Source organism: Neobacillus sp. SRL179 (genome assembly GCF_984799095.1).
Genome location: NZ_OZ481792.1, coordinates 3,553,085 through 3,565,660, shown reverse-complemented (window position 1 = coordinate 3,565,660; position 12,576 = coordinate 3,553,085). Strand labels below are relative to the sequence as shown.

At 36.8% G+C, this 12,576-nt stretch carries 10 protein-coding genes and 1 other annotated feature; of the genes, 7 read left to right on the top strand and 3 right to left on the bottom strand.

The window, feature by feature from the left end; all coding sequences use genetic code 11:
* Positions 1-20: 20 nt before the first annotated feature.
* Positions 21-215 carry a hypothetical protein gene (locus tag AC4E8C_RS17690; RefSeq protein ID WP_490207975.1) on the bottom strand — a complete coding sequence of 65 codons (195 nt, stop codon included), beginning with the start codon at positions 213-215 and terminating at the stop codon, positions 21-23.
* 215 nt (positions 216-430) lie between these two features.
* Here AC4E8C_RS17690 and AC4E8C_RS17685 point away from each other — a divergent pair, with 215 nt between their 5' ends.
* From AC4E8C_RS17685 to AC4E8C_RS17655, 7 genes are all read left to right on the top strand, one after another.
* A complete protein-coding gene (locus tag AC4E8C_RS17685; protein WP_490207974.1) occupies positions 431-1,777 on the top strand; it encodes an O-antigen ligase family protein in 1,347 nt (448 codons plus the stop codon).
* A gap of 86 nt (positions 1,778-1,863) precedes the next feature.
* Positions 1,864-2,098 (top strand) — a binding site (T-box leader).
* Positions 2,099-2,149: 51 nt separating this feature from the next.
* Positions 2,150-4,792 (top strand): valine--tRNA ligase, encoded by a 2,643-nt coding sequence (locus tag AC4E8C_RS17680; RefSeq protein ID WP_490207973.1) that lies wholly within the window; start codon positions 2,150-2,152, stop codon positions 4,790-4,792.
* A 67-nt stretch (positions 4,793-4,859) separates the two neighbouring features.
* Positions 4,860-6,182 carry a bifunctional folylpolyglutamate synthase/dihydrofolate synthase gene (locus AC4E8C_RS17675; protein WP_490207972.1) on the top strand — a complete coding sequence of 441 codons (1,323 nt, stop codon included), beginning with the start codon at positions 4,860-4,862 and terminating at the stop codon, positions 6,180-6,182.
* 162 nt (positions 6,183-6,344) lie between these two features.
* A complete protein-coding gene (locus tag AC4E8C_RS17670; RefSeq protein ID WP_490207971.1) occupies positions 6,345-8,066 on the top strand; it encodes a sensor domain-containing diguanylate cyclase in 1,722 nt (573 codons plus the stop codon).
* A gap of 241 nt (positions 8,067-8,307) precedes the next feature.
* Complete coding sequence (locus tag AC4E8C_RS17665; protein WP_490207970.1) at positions 8,308-8,745, top strand: prepilin-type N-terminal cleavage/methylation domain-containing protein; 438 nt, start codon at positions 8,308-8,310, stop codon at positions 8,743-8,745.
* Positions 8,736-9,146 carry a PilW family protein gene (locus tag AC4E8C_RS17660; RefSeq protein ID WP_490207969.1) on the top strand — a complete coding sequence of 137 codons (411 nt, stop codon included), beginning with the start codon at positions 8,736-8,738 and terminating at the stop codon, positions 9,144-9,146. Before AC4E8C_RS17665 ends, AC4E8C_RS17660 begins: the two co-directional genes overlap by 10 nt.
* 9 nt (positions 9,147-9,155) lie before the next feature.
* Positions 9,156-10,580, top strand: coding sequence for a pilus assembly PilX N-terminal domain-containing protein (locus AC4E8C_RS17655; protein ID WP_490207968.1), 1,425 nt, complete (start codon positions 9,156-9,158; stop codon positions 10,578-10,580).
* Between the two features lie 121 nt (positions 10,581-10,701).
* Here AC4E8C_RS17655 and AC4E8C_RS17650 read toward each other — a convergent pair whose 3' ends face one another.
* Together AC4E8C_RS17650 and AC4E8C_RS17645 are read right to left on the bottom strand one after the other, a co-directional pair.
* Positions 10,702-12,075, bottom strand: a complete 1,374-nt coding sequence (locus tag AC4E8C_RS17650; RefSeq protein WP_490207967.1) for a hypothetical protein — start codon at positions 12,073-12,075, stop codon at positions 10,702-10,704.
* Complete coding sequence (locus AC4E8C_RS17645) at positions 12,075-12,569, bottom strand: prepilin-type N-terminal cleavage/methylation domain-containing protein (protein WP_490207966.1); 495 nt, start codon at positions 12,567-12,569, stop codon at positions 12,075-12,077. Before AC4E8C_RS17645 ends, AC4E8C_RS17650 begins: the two co-directional genes overlap by 1 nt.
* Between the last annotated feature and the right edge of the window lie 7 nt (positions 12,570-12,576).

The following is a 12,576-nucleotide window of genomic DNA, read 5'->3' as shown; positions in this document are numbered from 1 at the left end:
AAACCTGCAGAAAGGGCTCCTTAAATAATTTCAAAATAGATGGAAACGGCAATCACTAGGAAAATGGTTAATAATAATATATCTAAAATGGTGGGTAAAAAAAGTGTTCGGATTAATTGAAAAATACTAAATGGTACAATAAATTGAGCGGCTATTCGGCGTGAGGTAATGAACCAGGGACGGAATTTATATTTGTGGAAATTATTGCGCTTCACCTAAGAACCTCCCCAAAGGAATATGGCATTTATTTATGTATATTCATTTCACCCAGTTTGTTCCCAGATTATTATAAATTCTCCTCACTAAAACAAAAGACCCCATAAATTTCTGATTGAAAAGTCCCATAACTCATGGAATAATTGAGAAGGAATTGATTTTCCAGTTACTTTTGGATTATTTTTCAAGATACATAATAAAGGGAGTTAATTTAATGTATTGGTTTATCATACTTTTTCCACTTTTGATTTATCCTTGGGGATTTGATCCGTACTATACAACAATAAAGACGGACTACCTTTATCTATTTGTACTAGCTGCCTGGCTATACCTTATTTTTACAAAAAAATATCGAATGCTTTTACCTGAAAAAAGGAATTCCTCATTCGAGATTATTTTACTCATCTTATTAACCTTAATTGAAATTTCCACCGCTTTTTCTGATTATACATACACGGCTGTACATGGTACATTGGACCGGTGTGAAGGGCTGATTACCTATTTTTGTTATTTTAGTATTTTGCTGTTTTCCTATCGATTAATAGATGTGAAAAAGATGAAAAAAGTATTATCAGGAATCGCCGTTGTTTCGATCATTGTTTCGATCTATGGAATTTTACAGCACTATTCATTAGATTTTCTTCCGAGGAACAGCGCCATGCGGGGTTACACGGGAACCTATACATTTTTTGATAACCCTAACTTCTTTGGATCGTATCTTGTTATCGCCTTGCTAGTTGCACTGACCATGTATTTAACAACGAACAATAAAAAGACTACTTCCCTTTACTTTATAACGACCTGTTTAGCTTTTATGGCACTTATTTTTTCAAGTACAAGAAGTGGTTATGTGGGAGTTTTTTTCGGAGCTGCTTTTTTAACGATTTTTGTCGTTTTGAAGAGAAAATACTTGTGGAAAAGGTGGATTTTATTATTATTTACCCTAGGCTGTTTACTTTTAGCAATTAATATGTCTGAAAACGGGTTTTATACTCAACGGATTCATTCAGTTGTGACCGACTCGGTTAGCATTGCAACTAATCAAAGTACTGGCCATGAAGGGTCTTCACGATTTTTTATCTGGAAAAAATCATTACCACTTGTAAAGGATTATTTCTGGATTGGTTCTGGTCCTGATACCTTTGAATTTGTGTTCCCGGCTACCCCAAGTGAACTTCAGGAATTCTTAGGCAGCCCCAACACGAAAGTGGATAAAGCCCATAACGAATATATACAAATTGCGATTACCTTAGGAACGCCGGCATTATTGACCTACTTACTCTTGTTATTTGTGGTAATCAGGAAAACCTTCCAAGCTGTAAAAAGAACGCAAGGCAATGAGGCAATTATTCTTTATGGATTACAAGCAATTATTTTTGGCTATTTAGTGCAGGCATTTTTTAATATAAGCACTGTCCCTGTTGCCCCTTTATTTTGGTCCATCTTAGGGATTTCCATGGGACAAGCACATTTACCCCTTAGTCAAGCAAGAGTGGAAAAGTCGATAAGTGTAGATATCTCTAATAAAATTGCATCGAATCAGGCGACATTACCATTCTAAGCACATATAGTATAAAAAATAAAAAATTTGGCCATCATGATTGACGACCATCCCCTTTTTTGGGTAGTATAACATTATAATTTAAAAATAAAGCAAAGACAGGGAAGAGTACGATGCACTCCTGCTTAAAGAGAGGGAAATCATGAGCTGGAAGATTTCCTAAGCAGAACATCAGAAGGTCGCCCAAGAGCTTCTTCTGTGAACAGAGCAATCTTAGTAGTGGAAGACGGAGGAAATCCGTTATCTGATTTGAGCGCCAATCAAATGTTATTTGATTGGAAAAAAGGTGGTACCGCGAAGCAAACTCCATTCGTCCTTTTATGACGAATGGAGTTTTTTGTGTTGTTGCAGGTACAAGAAGGAGGAATATAGATGGAAACAAAAGAATTAACGATGCCGACCAAATATGATCCGCAATCGATTGAAAAAGGACGGTACGAATGGTGGCTGAAAGGGAAGTTCTTCGAGGCAAAGGACGATGAAGGAAAACAGCCCTATACGATTGTCATCCCGCCGCCAAACGTTACGGGAAAACTGCACTTAGGTCATGCCTGGGATACAACCTTACAAGATATTCTGACCCGCATGAAACGGATGCAAGGATACGATGTCCTCTGGCTCCCTGGGATGGATCACGCCGGGATTGCAACACAAGCAAAGGTTGAAGAAAAACTCCGCAAAGAAGGCACGAGCCGTTATGATTTAGGACGTGAAAAGTTTGTTGAGGAAACATGGAAGTGGAAGGAAGAGTATGCCTCCCACATCCGTGAGCAATGGTCAAAATTAGGCTTAGGCCTTGACTACAGCCGTGAGCGCTTCACTCTTGACGAAGGCTTATCAGATGCGGTTCGTGAAGTGTTTGTTACTCTTTATAATAAGGGCCTGATCTATCGTGGCGAATATATTATTAACTGGGATCCATCTACGAAAACGGCCATATCCGATATCGAAGTTATTTATAAGGATATTCAAGGTGCTTTTTATCATTTAAGATATCCACTTGCAGACGGCACTGGCTCAATTGAAATTGCTACAACGAGACCAGAAACCATGCTTGGTGATACGGCTGTTGCTGTTCACCCAGAGGATGAACGTTACAAGCATTTAATCGGCAAAACGGTAATCTTACCAATTGTTGGCCGTGAGATTCCAATCGTTGGTGATGATTATGTGGATATGGAATTTGGTTCTGGGGCAGTGAAAATTACCCCTGCACATGACCCGAATGACTTTGAGGTTGGTAATCGTCACAATCTAGAGCGCGTTCTTGTAATGAACGAAGACGGCTCGATGAATGAAAAAGCAGGCAAGTATCAAGGACAAGACCGATTTGAATGCCGCAAGCAAATTGTTAAAGATCTGCAAGATTTAGGCGTTCTGTTCAAGATTGAAGACCATATGCATTCCGTTGGACATTCTGAACGCAGTGGAGCGGTTGTAGAGCCGTACCTGTCTACTCAATGGTTTGTAAAAATGCAGCCACTCGCAGATGAAGCCATTGCCCTGCAGAACAAAGATAATAAAGTAAACTTTGTTCCAGACCGTTTTGAAAAAACGTACTTGCGCTGGATGGAAAATATCCGCGACTGGTGTATTTCAAGACAGCTATGGTGGGGTCACCGTATTCCAGCTTGGTATCATAAGCAAACAGGTGAAGTGTATGTTGGAATTGAAGCACCAGCAGATGCTGAAAACTGGGAGCAAGATAAAGATGTATTAGATACTTGGTTTAGTTCAGCACTATGGCCATTCTCGACCATGGGCTGGCCAAATAAAGAAGCAGCCGATTACAAACGTTATTTCCCTACTGATGCCCTTGTAACAGGCTATGATATCATTTTCTTCTGGGTATCAAGGATGATTTTCCAAAGCATTGAATTTACAGGCGAACGTCCATTTAAAGATGTACTGATTCACGGTCTGGTTCGTGATGAGCAAGGACGTAAAATGAGTAAATCGCTTGGCAACGGCGTGGATCCAATGGATGTGATAGAAAAATATGGTGCCGATGCCTTACGATACTTCTTATCTACTGGAAGTTCACCAGGTCAGGATTTACGTTTCAGTTATGAAAAAGTGGAATCAACTTGGAACTTCGCTAATAAAATTTGGAATGCCTCTCGGTTTGCGTTAATGAATATGGACGGCATGACGTATGAAGAAATTGATTTTAGCGGTGAAAAATCTGTTGCAGATAAATGGATTTTGACCCAATTAAATGAGACAATTGACCATGTAACCAAACTTTCTGAACGCTATGAGTTCGGTGAAGTAGGCCGTGCTTTATATAACTTTATCTGGGATGACTTCTGTGATTGGTATATTGAAATGGCGAAGCTTCCATTATATGGGGAAGATGAAGCAGCGAAGAAAACAACACGATCCATTCTTGCCTATGTACTGGATCAAACCATGCGTTTATTACACCCATTCATGCCATTTATCACCGAGGAAATTTGGCAGAACCTCCCACATGCAGGCGAGTCCATTACGACTGCGTCATGGCCAGTGGTAAAACCAGAGTTCTCCGATGAGCAAGCGGCGCAAGACATGAAACTATTAATGGAAATGATTCGCTCTGTCCGTAATATTCGTGCTGAAGTGAACACACCAATGAGCAAGAAAATCAAAATGCTGGTTAAGGCAAAGGATGAATCCGTTCTAAAAACGGTCGAAAATAACCGTACCTATATTGAACGCTTCTGTAATCCGGAAGAATTGCAAATGGGAATTGACATAGAGACCCCTGAAAAGGCCATGACTGCCGTTATTACAGGTTTGGAAATCATTCTGCCGCTTGAAGGCTTGATTAACATTGACGAAGAAATTGCTCGTCTTGAAAAAGAATATGAAAAGTTAAATAAAGAAGTAGACCGTGTTCAAAAGAAATTAAGCAATGAAGGCTTCATGAAAAAGGCCCCTGAAAGCGTTGTGGCAGAAGAGCGTGCTAAGGAAAGTGACTATCTCGAAAAGAGAAGTATTGTGGAAGCAAGGATTAAAGAATTAAGAGGATAAACAGCTAAAAGTGAGGCGAATTCAAATCTGGATTCGTCTTGCTTATATTAAAAGGGGTGTTACCAAAATGTTTACAACCTATCAAGAAGCCCTAGAATGGATTCATGCGAGATTAAGGCTTGGGATTAAACCAGGGTTAACAAGAATGGAATGGATGATGGACAAGCTTGACCATCCTGAAAATAAAATCAAATCAATCCATGTGGGGGGCACTAATGGCAAGGGCTCAACCGTTACCTTCTTGCAGTCGATTCTCCAAGCGGGGGGATATACGGTCGGAACGTTTACCTCACCTTATATTGAGCAATTTAATGAACGAATTAGTGTTAATGGAAAACCAATCACTGATAAAGAGATTTTACAACTAACTAATGTGATTAGACCGCTAGCAGATGAATTAGAAGAAACGGAGCTTGGAGGACCGACTGAATTTGAGGTCATCACGGCCATGGCCTTCTATTATTTTGCCCATTTAAGTAATGTGGACATTGTCGTTTATGAGGTTGGGTTAGGGGGTAGGTTTGATTCAACTAATATTATTCATCCCTTAGTCTCTGTCATTACAAACATAGGATTAGACCATACCAATATCCTCGGTAATACGTATGAGGAAATTGCCTTTGAAAAGGCAGGCATAATCAAAGAGTCTACGCCCGTCTTTACAGCAGTTAAACATCCTGGGGCATTACGTGTAATCGAGGAGCAGGCTTCAAAGAAATCTGCACCTATTTATAGATTAAATAAAGAGTTTTCAATAGGTGAACATGTATCACATGCAAAGGGTGAAAAATTCACAATCAATCATTCGCTTCATCCATTAAATCAAGTAGAAATTAATATGATCGGCCAGCATCAAACAGAGAATGCTACATTAGCTGTTCTTGCTGCCCAATATTTAAATCAACATACCCCTTATAACATTACAGAACATGCCATCAGGCAGGGCTTAAGAAATGCCTATTGGCCGGGCCGGTTTGAAATTCTTTCTGAACAGCCACTTGTGATTATTGACGGGGCTCATAATAAAGAAGGAATTACGGCACTCACCCATGAACTATCAAATCGGTTCTTGGATCGAAATATCCAAATTGTATTTGCGGCATTAAGGGATAAGAAATTAGATGAGATGATTGCGAAACTTGATAAAGTCGCCGATCAAATCACATTTGTAAGTTTTGACTATCCACGGGCAGCTAGAGCGGAAGACTTGCTGAATATTAGCCAATCACCCAATAAACTTGCCGTTGATGACTGGCCTTCTTATCTATTAGAAGAAATAAAAGATTTAGGAGATAACGAAATGCTGGTGGTGACGGGTTCTCTATATTTTATTTCCGAAGCAAAACCAGTTATTTGTAAATATTTGAAAAATATTAACATTTCCTTATGACAAGCTATAGTAAAAATGGTAAAATAATGTTATCTCGAATTCATAGTTTTAACTAAAATGTAGTAAATACTTCCTATATTTTTTGTGGTTTTATTTTAAGAAACTTATTTCCGATTAATTGAGTTTTAACTACCATGCTATTGTTTGGAGAGGAGGATAAAAATGGATGTAAAACCGCAAGTGAAACGAGCAATTTTTCTTGTCTGGATCCTATTGGTTCCAGCAGGATTGTGGTACACCTATAAAACTTATCCTCCTGAACTTTCTGGACATTGGTTAGATGTGTTAGCCTTTTTTCTGTTAACGTCTGTCGTGGCTGCAACTCCGATTGTGATTAATGATATGTTTATTTTTTTAATTCAATGGGTGGCGCTGGCTACCTTTTTAATGTTTGGGCTTTTTGTAGAAATAATCTTCGCCCAAATCGCAGTTGTTGTTTTACTTCTTAGATTAAGGGTCCTTCGGAAGGGAGAATATTTCCGATTGCCGCTTAATTTGATTATGTTTTTTATCGTATCATTTTTTAGTGGTCTATTATACATCATATTTGGCGGGGAGCCTGGTCCTAACCTTGCAGATGACTCAAGGTCCTTATGGCTTGCCGTATTATACTTAATAACTTCCTATGTGGTGAACCAAATTATTTTCTCATGTAACCTCTATTTTATATACAAAATAAAGGAGTCCTATTTTGGAAAAGACTTCATCGTCGAGACCATTACTACATTTATCACACTCCCAATTGGTTTTGTGTTATACATTCTTTACAATCAGATGGAGATACATATATTAGCTCTTTTGTTTGTTGGAATCCCCTTTGTCAGTCTATCAATTATCTTTAATCTCTATTATTCTAGTGAAAAAATTAATGAATATTTACAAAAAGCTGCGGAAATTGGTCATCAATTGGCTGAACGTTTATATGTGGATGATGTCCTCAATTTGTTTATTCAGAAAATTAAGGAAATGATTCCTGTGGATTATGCTTATATATTGGAGGCAAAGGGGGATGAGCTGCAATTAATTCGGCAGATGGAAGCTGGGGCTATTATGCCGAATGAAAATCAGTCATTCCTGCAAAATAAAGGAATAAGCGGAATGGTTTTGGCGAAACAAAAATCCTTCTTATTTAATTCCAAGAAAGAGTGGCGCCAATTTGATATTGGTACCATTCCAAGGGACACAGAAAGTATTTTAGGTGTGCCCATTATAAGAAGTAATAAATTGATCGGTGTCTTAATGCTAGCATCCAAGCGAAAACGTGCCTACCATAAATCACAGCTGATGATTATTGATATACTTTGTTCGCATCTTGCCGTAGCAATTGAAAACGCCAACAATTTTGAGCAAACAAAACGACAAAGTGAACGGTGCGCCTTAACAAATTTATATAATTACCGCTACTTTGAAGGCATGCTCACAAGGGAATTCGAAAAGTTAGCAAGCTTTGAACGTCAAATGCTTTCACTAGTCATCTTAGATATTGATCACTTTAAACAAGTAAATGATACCTTTGGACATCAAAGTGGAAATGAAATTCTTCGTGAAATGGCGAACAGACTAACGAAGTTAATGGGAGGCAGAGGGACAGTTGCTCGCTATGGCGGAGAGGAATTTGTTGTTCTCTTACCGGATGTAAGTAAGGAAGAAGCCTATAAAATGGCAGAACTAATTAGACAATCCATTGCGAATTGGCCATTTACGATTCGTGAGTCCTTAGACCTAATGCAGCAACAAGTAATGATTACCGCTTCTATTGGAGTTGCGACTGCACCAGAGGATGCGGAAGATTCATTGGCATTGATACGACATGCAGATCGTGCGTTGTATGTGGGAGCGAAAAGGGCGGGCAGGAATCGGGTGGCAGAGTATTCGTCTTGTTAAATAGTTATATTAATAAAGCATTAAAAAGGGACTTACTATTAGTTGGATTTTAACGACTGGTAGTAAGTCCCTTAATTGTGTCTTTTAGATTCAAATTTATGACTAATTTTTTATGATGGTACTATATTTGTATTGCTTACTAAAAAGAATGCTGATAAACTACTATTAAAATTTTGTAGAAATATGTAGAAATCTGGTGTTTTATTACTAATTAATCAATATAAAAGGATGATTAAGATATATGAAAAACCCTTCTTCACGGTTCTCCTCTCAAGAAGGTTTAACTTTAATTGAAATACTAGCTTCAATGTTAATCCTGTCGATTATTATTATCTCTCTTCTCTCCTTCTTTACACAGTCTACAAAGGTTAATAAGGTTTCCAAGAATATTACTGACACTACCTATTTAGCAGAAACGCAAATGGAGGAAATTTATAATTGGAATAAATCCTTATCTGTACCTTCCTTGGCAAACTTATCAACCCTTATTCAAGCAAAAAGCTTTAAACCCGATAGTTCTTGCAGCAATTGTTTTGGACTTACCAAATCTGGTTTTTATGTGTTCGTTGAATTAAAAAATGTCTCCTCTGGTTTAGGAAAAGTCATTGTTAAGGTCTTTAAGGATGATAAAAAAATTGATCAAGAAGCCCAAATGGAAATGTTATTATCGTGGAAATAGGTGAGTCGATGAAAAATAATGAAAATGGTGTGACATTAGTTGAAGTTTTAGCAGCCATTACTCTGCTATCAGTCATCCTGCTTGTAGCAAATTCTGTGCATTTATTTGGACAATCGCAAATGAAAGCTCAATCAAATGAAATACAGACACAATCAAATGATCGACTAGCCATCAATCTTATAACAAAAGAAATTAGAAAGGCGAATAAGATTGAAGTTAATGCTGTAAATGTATTAACGATAAATGGAATAGATGTTTATAAGCTAGATGGTACCAATCTAAAAAAAAATAACGAGACCTTTTTTTCAAATATTAACAAATTTTCCGTGTCCAAAAGCGGCAATCAAATCAACTTATCAATTGGATCTATTCCTGAAACCATTATTTATATTAGAGACTAGGGTGATTTTATGAAGGAAAGGCTTAAAACAATCATGTTATCAAATAATGAGAAGGGCGCTGCCCTGCTTATCGTAATCATGATTTTCGTAGTTATTTCAATTTTAGGACTAGCCATTTCAGGGCTTGCGATCAATAATATGAAAATGAGCTCTGGTGAACAAAACTACCAATCTTCCTATTATATAGCTGAATCTGGTATTACCTATAAAATGAACGATATTCAAAAAAGTATCACTGATCTTAACAAGGGAAGCGATATGAATAAATTTTATAATGATGCTGAAGGAATTTTTAAATTAGATCAATGGACACCCGTTCCTGATGGGATTTTTGAAACCTCATTTGGTCAGAAACCGACCGCAAAAGTTAAAATATCTAAAGGACCATCTTATAATACAAATTCCGGGACCAGAGACTACATCATTACCTCTGAAGGAACAATCGATCATCGTTCAAGGACTGTGGAAAAGACATTTAATATAATCTGGAATCCTGGAAAAACGGTTAAGGCAATGCTTAATACAGCTGTATTGGTAGATAATTTAATCGATATGTCCGGCAAAGGGGGGCAAACTATTTATGGAGCTGTAGGGACTAATTCATCTACAGCTAGATCCATTGTCCTCGGCGGGAATGCCAATATTACGGGAAATATTTACGTAGGTCCAGACGGGAAAAGTGATGTGATTTATAATTCGACATCTAATGTTTTAAAATCCCCGACACCGGTACCGAAGACCTCATTTATTATGCCAGAATTTCCCCAGACTTTTCCGATTGGGATCAATAAAGGTGTAATTAATAAATCTTCCGGTAGTCTTTCTTTAACTATGGATCAGGATATGAAATATTCATCCATTACACTCGATAGAGGCGCGATCTTAAATATAAACATTGGCAGCAGTAATCGGAATTTAATTGTGGACCAGTTAAATTTGCCTTATGGATATATTAATATTATTGGAACTGGAAAACTTAAAATTTATGTGAATAATCAATTCACAATGAGTTCTGGGAGTATCATTAATAGTTCTGATAAAACGGATAAACTGGAGATTTTTTATAAGGGGTCAACAGCTTTAAATTTTGGTGGCAGCACAAAGGTATACAGCTCTTTATTTGTAGAGCAAGCAGATGTAACATTTACGAATGGTGCAGGGTTTCAAGGTCACATCGTATCTCTAGGAAAGAATTTAACCTTTTCTGGTGGGACCGTTGTAAATATTCGCTTGGTGTATGCCCCAAATGCGAATGTAATCTTCTCGGACGGGGCAAAACTATCAGGATCTGTTGTCTCAAATTCAGTTCAAGTTTCCGGAGGCAGCAGTATTACTTACGGCATGCCAATTATTGATGATTTATCCTTTTTTGAAACGAGCGGAACAGCTTCGACGGCTAATTTCAGTGATGTAACAGCGGTTAGGGAAAAATAACAACTGACGGTCATTGGGCAGTATTCTTCGTATTATAGGATAGGTTAACAACAATAAAAAACAGACTGTTTTATACCAAAAAATAAGGTTCAGCAGTCTGTTTTAAATTTTGCATATACTATTATTGATAAACAACATCATTAACCATTGTATTTGTTAAACTTCCCCAATCAATGGAGTTTGTTGATGCATCTTCAAAAGTATTAAGACACTGTTTTTGAAAGGAGTTTTGGTTACTACTATTTACAATTACAGGCGGTTTCCCCATCAAAGCTGTATTATAAGGTGTTGTTCCATCCAAGTTATAGATCTTTCCTCTAATAATAAATTCTCCGTTATTATTTATTGAACTAACCTTTATATCACCATTCACACATACAGCAGAAGTACTATCAATGTCCAATTCTTTCGTAATTTTCGAGACAATTTTATTGTTAATCTCCTCTTGAGTTCTAGTTCCCCTTATTAGTATATGAGATTCTTTTTGTAAATTAAGTTGTCCTTCACTAAAAAAAAGTCCACCCACATAAAAATTCAATTTATTTACATTATTCCCATTAATATTACTGCCGATAGAGAGATTTTCTTTTGTTTCAACTGTTACACCTGATGGATTATTGAAGTTTTGGCCAATCTTAAGTGATTTTGCGTAAATGTCTATTGAACCCGAATTGTTTAAGTTGCTTGTAAAAATCAAATCTATGATTGAGTATAAACTTGAAACATCTACACTATTATTTTCTGTATAAGTTCTACTTCCATTGGCAGTATTGGGTGTGTCTATATAAACACCGGGACATGTGAAGTTTAAATCACTATTACCGCTTTTTCCATTACCACTATTACCCGTTTCTTTGTTAAGATCCTTGAACGAAGTGGGGTTATTGCATCCTACGTTAATTTTATCTGGTTTTGTAACTTTACCAAATGAAATTTCAGGCGGGTTCTCAGGTGCTGTAGTCACAATATCTATATCAGAAAGGTTATTAATCACCATTTCTACATCCAGTTTAGTATCATCGTCTTTTTTTAAGCCGATAACTATTAAATTTATTTTTAGTAGATTTCCAGATGTAGTAACCTTTATCTTATCAGTTGCTTCATCAATACTATTCTGATCACTTACACTTTTTTCAATTGTAAAAGATGCTCCATCATCGATTGAATCAGATGTTGGGGGAATATTTTTTATTCGGGTTCTTAATTCTGTTTTCAAGTAATCAATAATTTGTGACTCTTCTATAAAGGTTTTATTTTCAACTTTTTCTTTAACTTCACCTTTTAGATCTTCGAAAATTTTTTGGATGGCAACATCATAATAGGAAACACCCATTTCTGCTAATGCTACGGATTGTGATGATTTTTCAACTGTTTGGTTTTGTTTTACACTGTTAAAGGCTTGACCCATAAAGGCAAGAAACAAAATCGTAAACACTGTTACAATAATCATTACGGTTACAAGGGCATAACCTTGTTCACTCGTCTTATTGTTCACTAATAACCAACCCCCTTTAATCGATAGAGATATGTGTCCGTTTTTACCTTATTTTCAGAATGATTTTTGTCCTTGGCAGTAATAGTGAGAGAAACATCATTTTTATTTGGCAGGATTAAATCCGGATCTATGTTTTCTTCAGTATTCTTAATATCAAAAACTAAATCGAAACATATTTGGGAATGGCTCAAAACCTGGTTGGGTTGGGCGACATTCTTATTCGACGCTTTATCCCACTTTTTAGAGGTTATGGTAATTTCACAATTATTAACACCAGAGGGTATGATTTTATACTCACTGGAAGTTTGATGGATTTTTGTTAAATTGGTAACGAGAAGGTTTGTTTCTTGGATCATTAAATTTTTTGAAACTGCTTTTTGAGAAAAATTAAAGCCTTGAAAAAAGACACTCCATATAATGACACTTACAATCGAAAAAATGGTTAAAGTGGCTAAAACCTCTATTAGCGTTAAGCCACGCTCGGCTTGATTCAATAACGTC